This window comes from Psychrobacter sp. HII-4 (genome assembly GCF_904846595.1).
In the GTDB taxonomy this organism is placed as follows: Bacteria; Pseudomonadota; Gammaproteobacteria; order Pseudomonadales; family Moraxellaceae; genus Psychrobacter; species Psychrobacter celer.
This window is the reverse complement of the sequence record NZ_CAJHBJ010000029.1, coordinates 1-19,814: the sequence shown is the minus strand read 5'-3', so window position 1 is coordinate 19,814 and position 19,814 is coordinate 1. Positions and strand designations below refer to the sequence as shown.

General features: G+C 45.8%; 14 protein-coding genes and 1 pseudogene. 7 read left to right on the top strand and 8 right to left on the bottom strand.

What is annotated here, in order from left to right; genetic code table 11:
- Positions 1-100: 100 nt before the first annotated feature.
- The 6 genes from JMX98_RS11175 to JMX98_RS11150 all read right to left on the bottom strand — a co-directional run bounded on the left by JMX98_RS11175 (position 101) and on the right by JMX98_RS11150 (position 10,796).
- Positions 101-4,030, bottom strand: a complete 3,930-nt coding sequence (locus JMX98_RS11175; RefSeq protein ID WP_201586687.1) for an AAA family ATPase — start codon at positions 4,028-4,030, stop codon at positions 101-103.
- A gap of 64 nt (positions 4,031-4,094) precedes the next feature.
- Positions 4,095-5,687 (bottom strand): exonuclease SbcCD subunit D C-terminal domain-containing protein, encoded by a 1,593-nt coding sequence (locus tag JMX98_RS11170; RefSeq protein WP_201586685.1) that lies wholly within the window; start codon positions 5,685-5,687, stop codon positions 4,095-4,097.
- Positions 5,688-5,866: 179 nt separating this feature from the next.
- Positions 5,867-7,591, bottom strand: coding sequence for a uroporphyrinogen-III C-methyltransferase (gene cobA, locus JMX98_RS11165; RefSeq protein WP_201586683.1), 1,725 nt, complete (start codon positions 7,589-7,591; stop codon positions 5,867-5,869).
- 246 nt (positions 7,592-7,837) lie between these two features.
- On the bottom strand, positions 7,838-8,476 hold the full coding sequence (locus JMX98_RS11160) for a phosphoadenosine phosphosulfate reductase family protein (protein ID WP_201586680.1): 639 nt from the start codon (positions 8,474-8,476) through the stop codon (positions 7,838-7,840).
- A gap of 51 nt (positions 8,477-8,527) precedes the next feature.
- Entirely contained in the window at positions 8,528-9,118 is a 591-nt protein-coding gene (locus JMX98_RS11155) for a DUF934 domain-containing protein (RefSeq protein WP_201586678.1), read from the bottom strand.
- Positions 9,111-10,796, bottom strand: a complete 1,686-nt coding sequence (locus tag JMX98_RS11150; RefSeq protein WP_201586677.1) for a nitrite/sulfite reductase — start codon at positions 10,794-10,796, stop codon at positions 9,111-9,113. The genes JMX98_RS11155 and JMX98_RS11150 overlap by 8 nt, the downstream gene beginning before the upstream one ends.
- Before the next feature lie 248 nt (positions 10,797-11,044).
- Here JMX98_RS11150 and sat point away from each other — a divergent pair, with 248 nt between their 5' ends.
- A complete protein-coding gene (sat, locus tag JMX98_RS11145; RefSeq protein ID WP_201586676.1) occupies positions 11,045-12,298 on the top strand; it encodes a sulfate adenylyltransferase in 1,254 nt (417 codons plus the stop codon).
- Between the two features lie 111 nt (positions 12,299-12,409).
- Here the strand turns inward: sat and JMX98_RS11140 are convergent, their stop codons facing one another.
- Entirely contained in the window at positions 12,410-12,943 is a 534-nt protein-coding gene (locus JMX98_RS11140; protein WP_201586675.1) for a hypothetical protein, read from the bottom strand.
- Between the two features lie 383 nt (positions 12,944-13,326).
- Between JMX98_RS11140 and JMX98_RS11135 the strand changes: the two genes are divergently transcribed.
- From JMX98_RS11135 to JMX98_RS11115, 5 genes and pseudogenes are all read left to right on the top strand, one after another.
- Positions 13,327-14,502: a sulfate ABC transporter substrate-binding protein gene (locus JMX98_RS11135; RefSeq protein ID WP_201586673.1), complete on the top strand. Its 1,176-nt coding sequence runs from the start codon at positions 13,327-13,329 to the stop codon at positions 14,500-14,502.
- 283 nt (positions 14,503-14,785) lie between these two features.
- Complete coding sequence (locus JMX98_RS11130; RefSeq protein WP_201586671.1) at positions 14,786-15,883, top strand: sulfate ABC transporter substrate-binding protein; 1,098 nt, start codon at positions 14,786-14,788, stop codon at positions 15,881-15,883.
- A 205-nt stretch (positions 15,884-16,088) separates the two neighbouring features.
- A complete protein-coding gene (cysT, locus tag JMX98_RS11125) occupies positions 16,089-16,973 on the top strand; it encodes a sulfate ABC transporter permease subunit CysT (protein WP_201586669.1) in 885 nt (294 codons plus the stop codon).
- 1 nt (position 16,974) lies between these two features.
- Complete coding sequence (gene cysW / locus JMX98_RS11120) at positions 16,975-17,940, top strand: sulfate ABC transporter permease subunit CysW (protein WP_105245766.1); 966 nt, start codon at positions 16,975-16,977, stop codon at positions 17,938-17,940.
- A 94-nt stretch (positions 17,941-18,034) separates the two neighbouring features.
- A pseudogene (locus JMX98_RS11115) lies at positions 18,035-18,754 on the top strand (sulfate/molybdate ABC transporter ATP-binding protein); the annotation flags it as partial.
- Positions 18,755-18,877: 123 nt separating this feature from the next.
- Here the strand turns inward: JMX98_RS11115 and JMX98_RS11110 are convergent.
- Entirely contained in the window at positions 18,878-19,195 is a 318-nt protein-coding gene (locus JMX98_RS11110; protein WP_100749628.1) for an ArsR/SmtB family transcription factor, read from the bottom strand.
- A 285-nt stretch (positions 19,196-19,480) separates the two neighbouring features.
- Between JMX98_RS11110 and JMX98_RS11105 the strand changes: the two genes are divergently transcribed.
- Positions 19,481-19,672, top strand: a complete 192-nt coding sequence (locus JMX98_RS11105; protein WP_068405488.1) for a (2Fe-2S)-binding protein — start codon at positions 19,481-19,483, stop codon at positions 19,670-19,672.
- Positions 19,673-19,814: the final 142 nt, after the last annotated feature.

Here is a 19,814-nt window from a genome sequence, read left to right as displayed (position 1 = left end):
GAACTTAGTTGAGTTCACTCAAGATCAATGACAAGATCAATGATCAGCGTTATTACTCTCAAACCCAATCTTACCTGCCTGCTTATACATATAGAGTAGCCTATGAGTCTTTTTCGGCGGTTGTTTTTACAACTCGGCGACAGCCTTGTCCGCTGATTTGGCTAAAGCCGCCTGAGAGTTTTTCGACCTTGATTTGCGTCAAGATACGATCTTTTAGGGCTTGTACGTGGGAGATGATTCCGATCAATTTACCTTCTTGCTGCAAATTGGTTAAAGTGTCGAGTGCGATATCAAGTGAGTCTTCATCAAGCGTACCAAAACCTTCATCCAAAAATAACGAATCGACACGGATATTATGACTGGCCATTTGCGACAGCCCAAGTGCCAGTGCTAGGCTGATGATAAAGCCTTCGCCGCCGGAGAGGTTTTTGGTGCTACGAACCTCACCGCCTTGATAGTTGTCAATGACATTCAGCTCAAGTGGGTTGCTGTCATCGTGAATCAGCAAATAACGGTCACTCATTTTTTGCAATTGCGTATTGGCATGGCCAATCATGACTTCAAACGTTAGGCCTTGGGCAAAGGTACGATACTTTTTGCCATCAGCCGAGCCAATTAACATATGCAGCTGCTGCCATACTTGTAGCTTCTGTCTTTGCTCATCAATAGCGATCAGCTGCGCCACTTGTGTATTTTTTTGCTGCTCGTTGTCTTTAAGCTTTTGATCAATGGCACCAATTTTTTGGTTTAACTCGTCGATGTCTGTTTGTATCTGCTGATATTGGTCAGCAAGGAGCTCTTGGCTTGCATTCGTCATAGGCGCAGCAAGACTTTGCGTCAGTGCTTGCTGCGTACTGTCCAGCTGCAGCTGAGCTTGATGCAGCGCAGTATCAATCGCTACTTTACGTCTATGTAGGGCGTCACGCTCCTCTTTGGGCAAGCGGGCTTTGACAAAAGCGGCTTCATCGACAAAATCGGACGCTGTGAGTAAGTCTGTAAAGATACTTTGCTGAGTGTTCAGCGTGGTCGTCGCCGACTGTAGCTCTGTTGCTAGCTGCTCCTCTCTACTCTTTAATTGTTCTAATGCCTGTTGTACGGTATCTAGCTGCCTTTGCGCTACTCTTTGCTTATCTTTAGCAGCATCGACAGCATTGCGTAATTTATTTTCTTCATCATCTGTATCTTTATCTGCAAAAATCTCTGTTCTATCTTGTTTTGATTGTTCAATAGTCTTGACCTTATGAGCAATTAAGCGCTCTAGCTCGTTGAGCGTTGTTTCATAACTGTGCAGCTGTGCTTGCTTGGTTTCAATCTGCGCAGTCAGGCTACTTAAGGTGTTGGTCAGCTGCTGTTGGCTGTTTTTTTTCTCATTAAATTGTTGTTTTAACTGACTTAAAGCGCTGCGCTGTTGCCGCAGTTTTTCAATATGATGGTCACATTCTGCGCTGTCTATTACGGTTTGCTTATCAAAACTATGACCCAACTGCGTAAGTGCGTCAGATAAGTCTGCCGTATTGAGCGCTGTGGTTAAGTATGCTTTATGTTGGTCCATGGGATACTTATTTACCACGGCTGAAATGGTGCTCAGCATAGGCGTTAATTCTGAGAAATTAGCAGTGATCTTATCTTTTATCCCAACAATTTTTTGTGAGTTAAGCTTAATGTCAGTCGTGAGGTTACTGATGTTGAGACTCACTGCCTGTAGCTGCTTTTCATCGACTTCAATCGCAGTACTGAGCTGTGCAGCAGTTTCAGTTAAATTGTCATATTCGATTACTATGGTTTTAAGAGACTGTTTATGTTCAGTTAGATCGTGTTTGGCGGTATCTAATAAGGATAAGCTAGGCTCTAGGTTCGCAGTAGCCGCATCAATGTTATCGTTTATCTGCGTAAGTGGGTCGATAATTGCTGCGATTGCTTCAGAGTGATTGTTTTTAGCCTCAAATAGCGAGGAAAGGTAAGCCTCAACATCACTATGTAAGGTTTCGGCTTGCTGCTGTAGTGGCCCCAGTTGTTGCTGCTGGTTATTCAGCGTCTGTTTTTTGGTGGCATATTCGATATTGTGTTTTGATAAAGCTTGTTCAAGGTTATCAATGACGGTCTCTAGTTCCGCTATTTGCTGCTGTGTTTGTTGCGTCTTAGAGGGTTGGTGTTGGCTGGTATCCTGGTGACTGCGGTCTAATAATGGATGATGCTTACCATAAGGATGCTCAGTGGCGCCGCAAAGCGGGCAGGGCGATCCATTTTCAAGCTCTGCTATGTAGTCTTCAAGCTTAGCGACCTTTTGTAGTAGATTCAGATGCTCTTGCTTCTCTTGCCGCTTGAGTTTGGCATCTTGAGTGTCTGATCGATGATCAGCAATGAGTCCTTCTAAGACCGTTAACTCTTCATTGAGCGTCGGTAGTGAACGTTTGGTATTTTCGATTTGGTGAGCAAGATCGGACAGCTGCTGTAACTTATAGCTGGCTTGTGCAATCTGAGTGTTGATTTGGTCGACTTGCTCTTGCTCATGACGCATACTTGCAAGCGATTGTTTTTCGATAAGTGCCGCTTGCTGCTGTTGTACGCTGGCAAGTTGCTCGCGTTGCTTGGTTATTAATAAACGATCTGAATCTTGTTGCTTAGACAGCTTATCGAACTCAGCTTGTAGCTGGCCGGCTCGATGGTCATACGCAAGTTTATCCGTAGTCAAGCCGACATTATCTGTTAGCAGCGTCTTTAATCGGCCACAGCTGCTATCAAAGGTCGCCATGTCTGTATCGAGGTCGTTTAGCTCTTTATAATCATCAAAATACTTTTCTAGACTGCCAAGCTGAGTCTTCGTCTCTTGCTCTGTTTGGCTGTGTCTGGCTATTTCTTGATGTAATCGTTTCGTATTATTGACTAAGTCGTCTTTACGTTGCTTGTCGTTTGCCAAAGAATGAAGTTGCTGTTTTATCTCAGCATCCAATTCGCGTGTTTTTGAAATAACAGGCAGAGTAGTTTGCAGATTATCTGTTGCTTGTTTTTCAATGGTAGTGATATCGTTTAAACGGGTCGTAACTTGTGCAAGCACTGCTTGCTGAGATGGAATATTACTGAGTAATTGATGTTGTTCACTGCTAAGCCGATTGACCGTCTCTCGGCTATAGCCAAGCTTATGAAACTGGCTGTCAATCTCTAAAGCTTTACTGGCCAGCTCCAAGCGCTTGGCCTCTGGAGTAAATTCTATCTGTGCATGCTGTGCTGCGGAAAAATCTTTTTGATAACTCGCAAGGCTCTGCTGTAGCTGCTCAACCTGCTCCAGCCACTGCAGCTGCTCACTTACGGTTTTAAAGCGTTGGCGCTGCTTACTTTGTTGCTGATTAAGCGTCTCAAGCTCTGCTGCCAGTCGTTTTTCATCCTCAGGACTCAGTAAAGATAGACTGTCCACGCCTGCCTGTAGTTTGCCAAGCGCTTCTTTTTCAGTACGGTGTCTTTCATGGACATTGAGCGATATTTTGGCATAGATGGCAGTGCCGGTGATTTTTTCCAGTATAGCTGCTCTATCACCAATATCCGACTTCAAAAATGCGGCAAAACTGCCTTGAGCCAGCATGATGGAGCGGGTGAACTGATTAAAATCCATACCGATAAGGTCTTGGATATAGGCGGATGTCTTGGACTTTTTTTCTTCTAAAATCTTGCCAGTTTTAACCTCACTGATCTCATGTCTAATCGGTAATAAGTTACCCTTGGCTTTTTTATGCGCGCGGTGCTGGTACCAGTAGCATTGATAACGTGTAGAGTCGATCTCGATGATGACTTCTGCTGAGCATTCACCCGTACCTTGGGTCATGATCTCGTTGGTTGAGCCGGTAATATCGCCCAATCGTGGTGTTTGGCTATAGAGTGCTAAACAAATCGCATCTAAGATGGTGGTCTTGCCAGCGCCTGTTTGCCCAGTAATAGCAAAGATGCCTTCATTCAAAAAAGCAGGATCATTAAAGTCAATGTGCCATTCGCCTTTTAGGGAATTGAGGTTTTTTAGTCGCAGTTCAATCAGTCGCATGAGCAGGTCTTATTTTTAGATAGGTCTATAGAGTGGTTATCAAAGTAGTTGACATGAGCGGCTGTTATTCCGCCTGAGTGTCTTCATGACGCAAGTTATATATGATTTGCTGATAGGCTTCTCGCAGGGCGTTTTTTTGTTCATCTGCGACCTTGTTCAGAAGCAGACAGCGCTCAAACACTTCCATCTCATCCAAGTCTTGTAGTGTCTCAGAGGTTTGCTGCTGGTTTAGCACTTTATTATAAGTGCGGGTATTTTTTATTTTTAGTACCTCACACCGCAAGCCATCTACCATCGCCTGGATATGCTCACGTAACTCGCTGACCAGCTCGTCACCTGTGTAAATCACTTCGAGCCAAACAGACTCCGTGTCATCTAAAGACTGAGCAGTGCTATCAATTGTCTGTTGGATAGACTGTAGATCACCTGAGACTTGTGCCAGTTTTTGAAACGTGGGAATAGGCAAGGAAGCGATCTGCATCTGACATGATTTGTCAAAATGTAGTCGCTGCGGTGGAGAGGTCATTTTTGAGTCAACATCATTTGAATTGAGGTCATCAACCTTGCTTTCTTGCTTTACATGGTGTTCGTCTACATTACTTTTGTCGCGGCCCTCATTGTCTACTGAATCATCAAAGCCAAACAAATCATCCATAAAACCACTCGTCTGATTGGCTACTTTTTTAGCCGCTTTTTCTACCGATGTTTCAATTGTGGCAACTGTACGGGTGATCTGAGACACATTGCTTGCAATGTTACGAGCAGCGGTATGGTTTGACATTGGTTTTTTATCACTAAACTCGTTTTTTACTGCGCCAAACTGTATGAGCAACACTTGTTTTTGCTGGCGCGCCTCACCAAAACCCATGGCAATCGGCGAGCCTGAATAGCGAATGGTCTCACGACCGCCGACCCGCTGCGGGACATGCAAATGCCCAAGGGCGACATAATCAAAACCATCGTCAAACATGTCAGCAGACACCTTACCAAGCGAACCGACATAAAGCTCACGTACGCCGTCATCATCGGTTGTTTTGCCACCAGCGGCGAATAGATGACCTGTGGCAATGATAGGGATATGCCGTTGATGAGCTTTTATTAATTTGGCCTGCTGTTCTCTAGCAATCGCTGCTACTTCATCATAGTGGGCGCGAATACCTTTGATAACATTGGCGTCTTTGCTATCCGCAGACTCGCCAGCGCTACTGCTACTTACATCACGGTCGCGCAGGTAGGGTACAGCGGCGATAATGCAATGCGGCGCGCCGTCTGTGTCATCTAATACCAAGACCTCATCGTTTAAGTCCTCGCAAGCGGTGCCAATGACATGGACGTTTAGAAACTTAAGCACATGACTTGGTGCGTCCAAAAATGTCGGAGAGTCATGATTGCCTGCGACGATGACGATATGCTGGCAACAGGAGCGTGAGACTCGCCCCAAAAACTCATAATACAGAGCCTGCGCTCGGTTGCTCGGTGTCATGGTATCAAAGATGTCACCTGCGACAATCAATATATCTACTTGCTGTGCGCTAATGGTGTCTTTTAGCCACTGCAAAAATGCCTCAAACTCTCCATAACGCAGACGACCATAAAGCCTGCGCCCTAAGTGCCAATCGGAGGTATGTAAGACAGTTAAAGGTTTTAAATTTTTCATAGGCGCGGCGCAAACGTGGTATCGGCAAGTGGGGATGTCATTGAGCGGAAGGGTGTTTATAAGCAAGCTGTCATTCTAGCAAGAATTGCTAGGCTTTGCTGTGTTGCAAGCGCATAAAAAGCCCTGCCAATAACATATTGACAGGGCTATATTATAGTCCTTTCGAAATCAAGCAAACATTATCCAATCACCAATTGCTCCAAACCTTCTTCTTGCTGCGCTGCCAAATTAGCGATCATAGAGAGCGCATGGGCTTGCTGGTCTATCGGCTTTTTTGCATCTTGGTCCGTGATAGCTGTTCCTGCACGTAACCAGTTAGTCTCTGTATCGCCGGCATCTTTATTGTGTTTGTTGTACCACGCCAAATCATCATGCATCGCCACCACATCTCCCATGATAAGCAAGGCGGGCGTGGGCAGCTGGTTTTGTTCTTGCAGCGCCACGATACTCTCAAGTGTGCCAGTTAATACTTGCTGATTGGGCATGCTGGCATTGGAGACGATGGCAATCGGCGTCTCAGGCGAGCGGCCAGCGTTTATCAAACCTGTCGTCAAACGTGCCAGCGAATGCAGACCCATATAAAACACCACGGTTTCATTGGTATCAAGTAAGTTTTCAAACTTCTCATTGGGCGCACCCGCCTTTAAAAACCCAGTGACAAAACGCACCGACTGCGAATGATCACGGTGGGTAAGGGGGATACCAGCATAGCTGGCAGCGGCATTGGCAGCGGTGATACCTGGTACCACTTGATAAGGAACCTCATGCGCCCGCAAGCTTTCAATCTCTTCGCCGCCACGCCCAAAGATAAAGGGATCGCCACCTTTTAGACGTACCACACGGCGGCCTTGTTTGGCGCTATTGATGAGCAGCTCGTTGATGCCTAATTGCGCGACCGCATGGTTACTGCGTTTTTTACCGACAAACACTTTATCGGCATCGCGGCGGCATAAGTCTAATACTTGCGGAGAAACTAGGGCATCATAGTAGACGATATCTGCTTGCTGCATCAGACGTAGCGCCTTAAATGTCAAAAGCTCTGGATCACCAGGTCCTGCACCGACGATATAGACTTCACCGACAGCTGCTTGAGCCTGATTAATATTGTTATGTTGAGTAGTTGTTAACTTATCTATTGCTACAGGCGCAGAGACTGATAGTGATTCTGTACTGTGGCTCTGTGAATGCTGGCTAGTCGTCGTAGCAGGACTATTAGTAGGGTTATGGGCATCAGGGTCAACACTATGATTAGCGCTATTTTCAAGAGCAGCTACTGTGCTGTCTAGATCTGCTTTTAGCTGGGCACTGGCCTCACGCTCATTACCGGCAAACATTAGCTGACTGACTTGACCTTCAAAGGCACGCTCCCAAAACTGCCGACGGCCTGTCAGGGTTGGTATTTTACGTTTTACCTCGCTACGAAACTCACCAGCCAGCTTGGCCAGCTTGCCATAACCTTGCGGAATGAGGGTTTCAAGACGTGCACGTAGTAGACGTGCCAGCACCGGCGCTTTGCCATTCGATGAGATGCCAATGATAATGGGATTACGATCGACGATAGCGGGGAATATAAAGTCACATAAATGCGGGGTATCAACCACATTGACGGGGATGTTGAGCGCGGTGGCATCAGCGTGAATTTGATGATTAAGCGTCTCATCATCAGTCGCCGCAATGATGACTCGTGCACCTGTCATATAGGATTTATTATAATTTTTATAAATCAGCTCGTGCTTATCGTCTGAGAGCAAGGCTTGTATCTCAGTGCTGATATCTGGCGCTAGAATGGTAATAGCAGCCCCAGCACGGCTAAGCAAATCTGCCTTACGCAGCGCCACATCGCCACCGCCCACGATCAGTACCTTGCGATTTTCTAGTTTAAAAAATAATGGAAAGGTGTTCATAGCATCACCAATTATGTATTCAATGTCGTAAAATATGCTTCCATTATGAGGTATCAGGCGCTACGTCTCATGCAGTGAATTGGCATTAGCATAGTCGTTTTCGTCATATTTATTATAGTTTTTGATGGAATGTAGAATAGAGAAGGGAATAGTGATAAGAGCGCTTGCGACAAAAAGGCTCTCTTACAAGAGTAAAAGAGCCTTTTAAACAGAGCTTTTTAAACGATGAATGACGGTAACGCTTGATTACAACTGCGTATGCAGACCGCACTCACGGCTTTCTTCTACCTTAGTTGGATCAAAGTAGTCATGCTCGTTTGGCAAGTTGTGCTCATCTAAGTACACATCCAAATCTGCATCGGTTTTTTCAAATAATGGTGCTACTTTTAGCACGCCGTCTTTTGATAAGCTAAGTACATCAAGACCTTGGCGGAATTCTGTTTGGTCTTTACGAATCGCGTTAAACCATACGTCAGGCTTTAGCTCAGCAAGGGCGCGGCGGAATGGCTCAAGTTTCACTTGTTCAGTGAACTCGCCATGTTGCGGGTTGTCAATGCCTGGGATACCATTCATGGTTGAATCACGGTATGCAGCGGTTTGTTTTGGGATATAAGTCACAACGTTGAGATCAAGATCACGAATCAATTTGTTGGCAAATTGATAGGTCGCATCGGTGTTATAGCCTGAATCTACCCACAATACCGTGATGTCAGGGCGCTGCTTGGCAACCAAATGCAAGATCGCTGACTCATAAGGACGGAAGTTGGTGGTGATGATTGGGTTTTTGGCTTGCGTCAGCGCCCACGCTACAATCTCTTCTGGTGATTTACCTTGCAAATCTTGGTTTGCTTGGTCGATATCTAGGTTTGGGTGTAATTGGCTCATAATACATTCCTTAATAATTGTTAATATAAAAATGGTTCTTTAATATCGCGTTTAGGTTTTTGAGAACATCGGTAATGCTGAAGCGTCTCGACCATCATAGCTACTGGCTAGGGCAGTGAAGGCTTGGCTAATATCAGATTTAGTATCATGCTCATTGAGTACAAAGCTAGTAGCACCAGCGCGCAGCAAATAAGCGATTTGATCACGACCAAACGCGCCTGCCATACGAATATCGCCTTCATAACCGAGCTGACGCAGGGTCTGTGCAAAACTAAAACCGCGACCGTCCACAAAACTTGGGACATGAATGACGATCAAATCTTGCGTCAATAAAAATTCTTTTACATCAGGCAGATCATCAGCATCGGTGTTGGATGTGATCCACACACCCAATCGGCTGCTGTGCTGCTTGAGGATATCCAATACTTGCTCTAGCAAACCGTTTGCCAGTTTTCCATCAGCATTTAATAAATCTGCTAATGGGACAAGTACATCAACTTTTTCTTGTTTGTGTAACAGCTCAAGCAAGGTCAGGTTTGATAACGCGATACCGTCAGGCAGCTGCGCTGTCGCTAGCGCTTGCCAAGTATCTTCGCCACTGATGTCTGCGCCATGGCTATCGAACACATGATGATTAGCCATAGACCTTCTCCTTAAAGGGGGCGATACCAACGCGGTCAATCACGTCACCAAAACCCTCAACATCTTGTTCGTTAGTGCCGCGTATATCGAGATACACATCTAAAATGGTTTGTAAGGTGCTGGCCACATCATCCGCTGGCACCGCTTTTCCTAAGATTTTGCCCAATTTGGCGTCATTACTAGAGTTACCGCCAAGGCTAATCTGATACCAGTGCTCGCCTTTTTTGTCCACACCCAAGATGCCGATATCACCTGTGTGATGATGGGCGCAAGCATTCATGCAGCCTGACATGTTTAGGCGAATATCACCAAGATCATACAAGTAATCTAAATCATCAAACTGCTTTTCGATTTGCTCAGCGATATTATGTGTAGTCGCATTGGCCAGTGAGCAATAATCCCAACCTGGGCAGACAATCATGTCGGTTAGGGTGTTGATATTGGCGCGTGCTAAATGCAAATCTGATAGCTGCTGCCACAATTCATAAAGCTCATTGGTTTGCACATCAGCGAATACCAGATTTTGCTGATACGTACCGCGCAATTCACCAAAGCTATAACGATCAGACAAATCGGCAAGCGCATCCATTTGCGCATCACTCAAGTCACCTGATGGCACATAACGACCGTCCACCAGTCCGGCTTTTAAAGAAATCACGACCGCACGGTAACCGTCCACCTTATGTGCCACAGTATTCTGGTTATACCAGTTGGCAAAGTCTTTATCAGCGTTTAGTTGTTGTTGTAGCTCAGACTGTACTGCGAGCGCATCAAATGACTGATAATCAGGCATACTGAAGTAACTGGCAGCGGTGTCAAAATTGTCATCCGTCAAGGTCAGCGGACCGTCTTTGGTGTGCGCCTCCCACTCAGCTTCTACCAGTTTGGCAAACTGATCGCCGCCTAAGCTGTCGACCAAAATCTTGATACGGGCTTTGTACTTGTTATCACGGCGACCGTGCAGGTTATAAACGCGCAAAATGGCATCGAGATAGCTGAGTAAATGCTCACGCGGTAAGAACTTGCGAATCGTTTTACCAATAATAGGCGTACGTCCTAAGCCACCACCAACGATCACTTCAAAGCCAAGCTCGCCTGCGTCATTGGTAACGACGTGCAGACCCACATCATGTACTTGCGTTGCCGCACGATCCGCTTCGGTACCGATCACTGCAATTTTAAATTTACGCGGTAAAAAGGCAAACTCAGGATGAAAGGTTGACCACTGACGGATAATCTCACAATAAGGGCGTGGGTCAGCGATTTCTTCCTTATGGATACCCGCGTAAGGATCGGTTGTGGTGTTACGAATACAGTTGCCTGAGGTTTGGATGGCATGCATCTGTACTGTCGCAAGCTCAGCCAAAATGTCTGGCACTTCTTCTAGTTTTGGCCAGTTCAGCTGAATATTGGTACGGGTAGTCATGTGCCCATAGCCTTTATCATACTTACGGGTAATCTCAGCCAATTTGCGTAGCTGATAGCTGGCAAGCAAGCCGTAAGGAATGGCAATACGCAGCATCGGTGCATAACGCTGGATATACAAGCCGTTTTGCAACCGTAATGGCAAATACTGCTCTTCTGGCAGCTCACCTGCCAAAAATCGCTCGGTTTGGTCACGAAACTGGGCGACTCGCTCTTCTACTAAGGTTTGGTCAGCGTAATTATATTGATACATGACGTAATCTCAATTTTGTTTTTGGTCTTAAAAGCAGCGATGGAAGCAATCTGATGTCTGTGCTCGTACATGGTAGCCTATACCACAAATCGCAATTTAAACAATTCAGGGTCACATCATATAAGCTTCTATCTATAAACATAAATTCCTTTCAGACATATCCATATCCAAAGTCAGCATAAATTTTCATAATCAAAGTTCGGTAGCCTATGCCTATTCGATTTATTCGCTGCTATAAGGTTAAAAACATGACATCTACTACTACGCCTAACCAGACATCAAAACTTGTACCGCCACATGGCAGTGCCGAGCTTAAACCACTGTTGTTAGAAGGCGAAGCACGCGAGCAAGCACTAGAGCTTGCCAGCACCTTACCAACCATTACCTTAAGCTCACGCGAGCGTGGTGATCTGATCATGTTCGGTATTGGCGGCTTTACACCATTGAATGGTTTTATGAATAAAGCTGATTGGCAAGGTGTGGTTGACAACATGCGCTTGCAAAGTGGGGATAATAAAGGTTTGTTTTGGCCCATTCCGATCACCTTGTCTGCACCAAAAGCGACGGCGGATAGTTTGAGTCAAGGCGACAAAGTCGCATTGGTCGCACAAGATGGCGAAGTTATGGGCATCTTAACAGTAGAAGAGACCTATACCATTGATAAAGAACACGAGTGTCAGCAAGTATTTACCACTACAGATCCAGAGCATCCAGGCGTCCAGCAAGTATTGGATCAAGATGATGTCAATATTGCAGGTAGCGTAGAAGTACTGAGCGAGGGCGAGTTCCCAACGCGTTATCCTGGTATCTATAAAACGCCCGCGCAAACACGTCAAATCTTTGAAGAGAAAAACTGGAAGACTGTGGCGGCTTTCCAAACGCGTAACCCGATGCACCGCTCACATGAATATCTGGCCAAAATCGCGATTGAGATCTGCGATGGCGTGATGATTCATTCATTGCTCGGCGCACTAAAACCAGGTGACATTCCAGCAGAAGTGCGTCAAGAAGCCATCAAAACCTTGATTGATAATTACTTCAAACAAGACACGGTGATTCAAGCAGGTTATCCATTAGATATGCGCTATGCTGGTCCACGTGAAGCCTTATTACATGCGTTATTCCGCCAAAACTATGGCTGTAGTCATCTGATCGTTGGTCGCGATCATGCTGGTGTAGGCGATTACTATGGCGCGTTTGATGCGCAAACCATTTTTGAACAGGTTGGCAAAGACGATCTCATCACCCAGCCGCTAAAAATTGGCTGGACGTTCTGGTGTAATGCTTGTAATGCGATGGCATCTGACAAGACTTGCCCGCATGACGCGTCTGAACACGTTAAAGTATCAGGTACCAAGCTGCGTAAAGCGCTATCAGAAGACATGGAAGTACCAGAGAACTTTAGCCGTCCAGAAGTGCTAGAGATTTTGCGTAATTACTATGCCGGTATCGCAAAAGACCAACGTGCTGAAGTCAAGTTAACTGGTGCATCTGCGGTATAGAGCAAAATTGATTTTTTGATAAACATCACTCATAAAAAAAGGTGGCAGAATATAAATCTGGCACCTTTTTTCTTATCTCATTTTATTATCTAAAATAGGCAATTAAAGCTATTAATTGAGCGCTAAACCACCCTCAAGCTTTTGATAGTCGCCAACGAGTGAAGCGCCACCCGAACAAAAATAATTCAGCGCGTACTTATCTTGGCTATCAATGGTCAACATCCCATCTTTAAACTGGAAAAAGGCGGTACTGTCATTGACCTTAGTTTGAAAAATGACACCGTGCGCCTCGTCTTGTCCCATTAATGTCGCTTTACCATCGAAGTGACAAGTTGGTTTTTTCACATCACCACGCGCTCGTACCTTAATATCAATTTGCTCGCCATTGTCTGCGCCGTCAGCTCTTATCATCACACCCACCCAATCATAGCCTTGGGCACGCTTGGCATAACCGTCAGAGGCGTAATCGCCAACGACCGTCTGCACCGCTGGTGTGACAGCAGCGTTTGGTTGCTGAATCGTTTGGTTATTAACGCTTGGCGTTACGTTATTACAGCCACTTAAGGCCAATAAAGCGATAGAGGTCGTTAAAATACCTACAAAAAAGCGTGACTGACGGGCATGACGAGGTGGAGACTTGATCATTGCATTACCTTTATTAAAGGGGTTAGTAAACAGGAAATAAGTGAAAGCGGATGGGCTAAGTTTTATCAGTGCAGCGCCTGATATACAACAAGCTAAGGGATAATATCGACTCTATAGAGGCTCGTCTAGAGCCTAAGCAATACCGTAACTTACTCAAAAGTGTCTGCTTATCACAAAACTACAAAAATACCGAGGAAAGACAAGCACTTTAGAATAACTAATAAAATTACTTATGCCAAGTTAATCACTCGATAAGCGTATTTGTCACTAAGCAATTGTCTCACAGGCTGTTAGCATATTGCTCATTATCCATAGAACCGAATTTCGAAACGCAAGGTTTTTATCCCTATTATTAGAGAACAACGTTCCTATCGAGAGCAAATATGCAGCCAAATAAAAAGAGCGGTCAAAAGATACCTCCCAAGCACATCAATGCGCGTGATACTTTCCTCATTCAACCTAAAGGCATCGGCACAGTGCTCACCAATCGCTTTAGTTTTACTATTAATTTTGCCAGCAGTTTTGGTCTTGGTAGTGTGCTTGCAGCGGCGGTACTGACCACAGGCTGCAACCTTACCGAAGCCAACCAAAATGACGCCGCAAACGAGGCAAAAAGTATTGATTTATTAAATGTGTCTTATGATGTCTCACGCGACTTTTATAAAGACTACAACCCGTTGTTTAATGCAAATTATCAGCAAAAACACCCAAGTATCAAGGTGAATATCAATCAGTCGCATGGCGGCTCTAGTAAGCAGGCGCTCTCTGTTGCCAATGGTTTGCAAGCAGATGTGGTGACCTTTAACCAAGAGAGCGATATGAATCTGTTGGTGGAAAAAGGTCTGGTCGCCTCTGACTGGCAGCAAGCACTACCAAATAATGCCGTGCCTTATACCAGTACCATGGTGCTTCTGGTTCGTGCGGGCAACCCAAAAGGTATCAAAGATTGGGCAGATTTGGCGCGTAACGATATTGCCGTAGTATTGCCAAATCCCAAGACCAGTGGCACGGCGCGATATGCCTTTTTGGGCGCTTATGGCTACGGCTTACATCATTTTAAAGAAAAGGTGCAAAGCCCTGCCAAAACCGATGTTTTTATCAAAAAACTACTGGCAAACGTCGTCACCTATGACAATGGCGCACGTGCTGCGACGACCAGTTTTACCCAGCGCGGCCTAGGCGATGTACTCATCACTACCGAAAATGAGGCCAATTTGGTCGCTCAGCAATTTGCCATGGGTCAGGTCGATATTGTCTATCCAAGCTACTCGATTGAGATTGCTAATCCAGTAGCAGTCGTCACTGCTGTAACTGACACAGCAGGCAAAACCAAAGCCGCAAATGCCTATCTAAAAGGCTTGTGGGACAAGCCTGCCCAAGAGCTGATGGCAGAGATGTACATGCGCCCAAGTGATGAGCAAGTCCTTGCCGCTCATAAGGACACATTGCCTGATATTGAAACGTTTGAGCCTGTCGCCGTCTTTGGTCCATGGGCAGAGATTATGGATACTTTCTTTGTAGACGGTGGTCGTTTCGATCAGCTGGCACGTACTAAGTAGTTATTTGGCTATTTAGTCATTGAGTTTTGGTTTGTATCAGGGCTTGTGTCCTCACTGGCAAGTGACGCGCGTGCAATACATATCAGGCGCTTGCCAGCAGGGAATTCATCGACTAGCAAACAGCCAGTTATACATGCAGGGTATTTAAACAACTTATTGATATAATTGGTTTTGTCTACTTGTTATTCACTTTTGGCAATAACATACGCATATTCATCATTAAACATAATAAGATGGCGCTGTTAGCATACTTGCATTACCTAACAGCATCTTTGAGGAAAGTATGACATACGCCGCCCCATATCAACAAAAAAGTAAAACTCGTAGCGCTCTCAGCATTGCAGGCATAGCCTTGAGCTTAGGTCTGGCTGGCTGCAGCAATAATGATGCAGTCGACACCACCGCAAACGCTGATGATACGGCGGCTGCAGAAGGACAAAACATCGAACTGCTAAACGTCTCTTATGATGTGGCACGTGATTTTTATAAAGACTACAACCCATTATTCGTTGAGCACTATAAAAGCGAGAATCCTAACAGCAATATCTTAATCAAGCAATCGCACGGCGGCTCAAGTAAGCAAGCCTTGTCAGTGGCCAATGGCCTACAAGCCGACGTTGCCACTATGAACCAAGGCTCTGATATCGAGCTACTAGAAAAAGAGGGTTTGGTTGAGTCAGACTGGGAGAGCAAATTCCCTGATAATGCCGTGCCTTTTACCAGCACCATCGTGTTTTTGGTGCGTAAAGACAATCCAAAAGGCATCAGTGACTGGGAAGATTTGACTCAAGACGGTCTTGAGATCGTTATGGCCAATCCAAAAGTCACGGGCAATGGTCGTTATGCCTTCTTAGGCGCTTATGGTTATGGTCTGCATGCGTTTAATAACGAAGAGGCGCCAGCCAAAAACTACGTAAAAGAGATGCTCAAAAACGTCAAAGTCTACGAAAACGGTGGCCGTGCAGCAACCACAACCTTTGTGCAGCGCGGTATTGGCGATGTATTAGTGACCTTTGAAAACGAAGCCAACTTGGCGGCGACTGATTTTGGTGCCGGTCAAGTGGACATCGTCTATCCAAAATACTCGATCAAGTCAGAAAGCCCTGTGGCCATTGTAAAAGCCGTCACGGACAAAAAAGGCACCACTGATGCAGCAAAAGCCTACTTGGACTATTTGTGGAGCGAGCCGGCCCAGCAATTGGCTGCTGATCTATACTTGCGTCCGAGCGTACAAAGCGTACTCGATAAAAACAGTGACAAACTGCCACCGGTTGAGACTTTCCGTCCAAATGATGTTTTTGGTTCATGGGATGAGATCATGGGCACTTACTTTAGTGACAATGGCGTCTTTGATCAATTAGCGATCAACGCACCGCAGTAAACAGTAAGCACTGCAGTAAACAATAGGCAGCGCAGCACCTAGAGCGATACTCTAGTGCAAGAGAAGCCGTGGTAAACAAAAAAAGGACATGGTCATCTACACCATGTCCTTTATACCGTAAGCTCAGCTGACCCAGCATAATTATTATTAAGTAGATTGCTCAATATTTTGTTACGTACCATTCGTTAGGCAATAGGACATCACTATGAGTGCAACCGCTTCATCCGCCCACAAAGCCCCTGCCAAAAAAGGCTGGCTGACCCGTATGCGTCAGCGCAACGTGCTGCCAGGGTTTGGGCTGAGCATGGGTATCACGGTTTTTAGCTTATCGCTACTGGTGGTACTGCCGTTTGCCATGATGGCCTATACCACGACGCAAATGGGCTGGACGGGATTTTGGCAGGCCATCAGCCAACCACAGGTGACGGCTGCGATTAAGCTGAGCTTATGGATGGCGTTTGCAGCGATGCTGACCAATATGGTGTTTGGTACCTTGGTCGCTTGGGTGCTAGTGCGTTATGAGTTTTGGGGCAAATCCTTAATCAATGCCTTGGTGGATCTGCCGTTTGCGCTGCCGACGGCGGTGACGGGTATCTCGCTTGCTACCCTGTACGCGCCCAACGGCCTAATAGGTCAATGGTTTGCCAAGTTTGATATTCAAGTGGCCTTTACACCTTTAGGTATTTGGCTGGCTTTGGTGGTGGTCAGCTTTCCATTTATCGTGCGGGCGGTGCAGCCGGTACTCGCTGAGCTGTCGGTTGAGTTTGAAGAGGCAGCGGCGGTACTGGGTGCCAATCGCTTGACCACGTTTTGCAAAGTGATCTTGCCTGAGATGATGCCAGCCTTACTGATGGGCGCTGGGATGATGTTTGCCCGTGCGACAGGTGAGTATGGCTCGGTGATCTTTATCGCCGGCAACATCCCGATGGAAACTGAGATTTTGCCGCTGATTATCATCAGTAAGCTCGAGCAGTTCGATGTTGGGGGCGCATCAGCCGTGGCACTATTTATGTTGCTGATTTCATTTACCATCTTATTGACCATCAATATCGTACAGTGGAAACTGTCTCGCCGCGTAGGAGCTCGCTGATATGCAGATATCCAATAGCTATGATTACCAAAGCAATCCTGCGACCAAAGACACGCCGTGGATACGTCGCACTTTTATTACCATTGCTGTGCTGTTTATGGTGGTGATGCTGGTCGTGCCGCTACTTGCGGTGTTTTATGAAGCCTTTAAAAACGGCTGGCAGCTGTATGTTGCTTCCTTGGTCGATCCTGAGGCCTTACAAGCGATTAAGCTGACCTTGATCACTGCCGGCATCGTGTTACCGATCAATATGGTGATGGGTATTGCGATTGCTTGGCTGGTGACACGTTATCAGTTTAAAGGTAAGCAGCTGGTCACCACCTTGCTTGATTTGCCATTTTCGGTATCACCTGTGGTCGCAGGCCTCATGTTTGTGTTGTTATTTGGTCTCAACTCTACTGTGGGCGGCTGGCTTGAGAGTATGGGTTTTCAGGTGATATATGCGGTACCAGGCATTGTATTGGCGACATTGTTTGTCACCTTCCCATTTGTGGCACGTGAGCTGATACCGCTGATGCAGACGCAAGGCGACAGTGAGGAGCAAGCGGCGCTGACATTGGGTGCGAGTGGTTGGCAGACTTTTTGGCATGTCACCTTGCCCAATATCAAATGGGCGCTGCTTTATGGTTTGATTTTGACCAATGCCCGAGCGATGGGCGAGTTTGGTGCAGTCAGCGTAGTGTCCGGTCATATTCGCGGTGAGACCAATACCATGCCGCTGCTGGTCGAGATTGCTTATAACGATTATAATTTTACCGCCGCTTTTGCCTTATCAAGTCTGCTTGCGGCACTGGCGCTGGTGACACTACTGATTCAGCAGGTCATGACCAAGATGCAAGCGCGCAAATTTGCCAAATCGGCACGTCTCGCGGCTGCGCCTGAGCTACCAGTGAGCGCCAATGCTACCAATGCGGCCGACACCTATAAAACGGCGGCGCAGGCAGCTAAGAGCTCGAGAAATGTGTAAACAACTGACGGCCTATACGAAAGATTGATTACCACAACGCTGTCGCCAGCATAGACGCTGCCACGATGAGCAAAAGTGAATAAGAGACACGATTATGAGTATTGAGATTCGCAACGTTAATAAAAAATTTGGCAGTTTTACCGCCTTAGACAATATCAATATCACCGTACCAACTGGCAAACTAACCACTTTGCTTGGGCCCTCAGGCTGCGGTAAGACCACCTTGCTGCGTATCATCGCAGGTCTTGAATACGCAGATTCTGGGCAGATATTATTTGATGACTTGGATGTGACCAATACCCCGGTACAAAAGCGCCATATCGGCTTTATGTTTCAGCACTATGCGTTGTTTCGCCATAAAAACATCGCCGAAAACGTCGCTTTTGGCTTGACATTATTACCAAAAAACAAGCGTCCTAGCAAAGCCGATATCAATAAGCGTGTAAATGAGCTATTAGAGTTGGTGCAGTTGCCCCAAGTCGCCAACGCCTATCCGCATCAGCTTTCTGGTGGACAGCGTCAGCGGATTGCGCTGGCACGAGCTTTGGCAGTCAAACCCAAGTTATTATTGCTTGATGAACCATTTGGCGCACTCGATGCCAAGGTGCGTAAAGAGCTGCGCACGTGGCTAAAAAACATCCACCATGAGCTGGGTATCACCAGCATCATGGTCACTCACGATCAAGAAGAGGCAAGGGCGGTGTCAGATGAGATCGTGGTGATGAACCAAGGACGAGTAGAGCAGGTAGGCACCTCAGAGGCACTGATACACCAGCCGGCCAATGCCTTTGTCAGTGACTTTTTAGATTTGGCTTAATCGGATACGGCAAACACGCCAGTATCTGCACACTAGTTGGTACATAAGCTATAAAACGCCATAAAAAAAGACCTATACAATTATAGGTCTTTTTTTATGGCGTCATGCCCATCTTATCTATTAGGCAAGCTTCATATCTGCATCCAACGATGTCTGCTCATGCGTGATCTCTAAGATCTCTTGACACCACTCTGGCAAATCATCGGCGACCTCGTACCACATCCAAGTCCCGTCACGCACACAGCTTAAGATACCCAGTTTTTTTAGGTGATTTAGATGGCGTGAGATGGTTGGCTGCGGCTGATCCAATATCTCAACCAACTCGCCCACACAGCGTGCTTCTTTTTTAAAAAGAATTTGAAATATTTTTAGACGAGTCGGATCAGATAAGACTTTAAACAAATCAATAGGTCGTATCATAAAGTTATTATCAGACATAGCATAATTCCAATAGGGCGTTGTTAATAGGGGGTCAATATAACAGCAGTCGTCAATAAAATCGATTAAAAATTGAGCTAAATTACAGTTCGTCGTTAATTTACTACCTTTGATACCATTCGGTTACATCGATACTTATATTTTGTTACATGAATTTATTTTTCAAAATATTTTTCTGCATTTATTTACTGCGTAGTCAAAGATAGGGTGATAAATACAGCAAACACTATTGAAAATGATAATAGTTATCGTTATTATATACCCATCACGTAAAGGAGCCAATCTATGTACGTATGTATCTGTAATGACGTAAAAGACAAGCAAATAAAAGCAGCGATCGCTTCAGGTATCGATACGCTCGAAGGCCTAAAAGACACGCTGGATGTGGCGACTTGTTGTGGCTGCTGTGAGCCTATGGTCAATGATTTTCTAGACGAGCATCATGCCAAGCTTGATGCGCTGGCTTATGCAGTGTAGGGTAGCACCAGAAACTACCGTTCCAAAAATCTTACTCAAACCTAGCCAATATTGACTATTAGATAGGTTTGACGTTTTCTTTCTGCTTCATTGTCACGCGCTATTTCTCATTTGAGATTTAGACTGACCACGACTCCACAGA

What these genes read in the sequence shown, in the direction of transcription:
- cysT (WP_201586669.1), top strand. Translation starts at nt 16,089, where the DNA reads ATGAGTGCAACCGCTTCATCCGCCCACAAAGCCCCTGCCAAAAAAGGC.
- JMX98_RS11130 (WP_201586671.1), top strand. Translation starts at nt 14,786, where the DNA reads ATGACATACGCCGCCCCATATCAACAAAAAAGTAAAACTCGTAGCGCT.
- JMX98_RS11105 (WP_068405488.1), top strand. Translation starts at nt 19,481, where the DNA reads ATGTACGTATGTATCTGTAATGACGTAAAAGACAAGCAAATAAAAGCA.
- JMX98_RS11140 (WP_201586675.1), bottom strand. Translation starts at nt 12,943, where the DNA reads ATGATCAAGTCTCCACCTCGTCATGCCCGTCAGTCACGCTTTTTTGTA.
- cysW (WP_105245766.1), top strand. Translation starts at nt 16,975, where the DNA reads ATGCAGATATCCAATAGCTATGATTACCAAAGCAATCCTGCGACCAAA.
- JMX98_RS11170 (WP_201586685.1), bottom strand. Translation starts at nt 5,687, where the DNA reads ATGAAAAATTTAAAACCTTTAACTGTCTTACATACCTCCGATTGGCAC.
- JMX98_RS11160 (WP_201586680.1), bottom strand. Translation starts at nt 8,476, where the DNA reads ATGAGCCAATTACACCCAAACCTAGATATCGACCAAGCAAACCAAGAT.
- JMX98_RS11155 (WP_201586678.1), bottom strand. Translation starts at nt 9,118, where the DNA reads ATGGCTAATCATCATGTGTTCGATAGCCATGGCGCAGACATCAGTGGC.
- JMX98_RS11135 (WP_201586673.1), top strand. Translation starts at nt 13,327, where the DNA reads ATGCAGCCAAATAAAAAGAGCGGTCAAAAGATACCTCCCAAGCACATC.
- cobA (WP_201586683.1), bottom strand. Translation starts at nt 7,591, where the DNA reads ATGAACACCTTTCCATTATTTTTTAAACTAGAAAATCGCAAGGTACTG.
- JMX98_RS11150 (WP_201586677.1), bottom strand. Translation starts at nt 10,796, where the DNA reads ATGTATCAATATAATTACGCTGACCAAACCTTAGTAGAAGAGCGAGTC.
- sat (WP_201586676.1), top strand. Translation starts at nt 11,045, where the DNA reads ATGACATCTACTACTACGCCTAACCAGACATCAAAACTTGTACCGCCA.
- JMX98_RS11110 (WP_100749628.1), bottom strand. Translation starts at nt 19,195, where the DNA reads ATGTCTGATAATAACTTTATGATACGACCTATTGATTTGTTTAAAGTC.
- JMX98_RS11175 (WP_201586687.1), bottom strand. Translation starts at nt 4,030, where the DNA reads ATGCGACTGATTGAACTGCGACTAAAAAACCTCAATTCCCTAAAAGGC.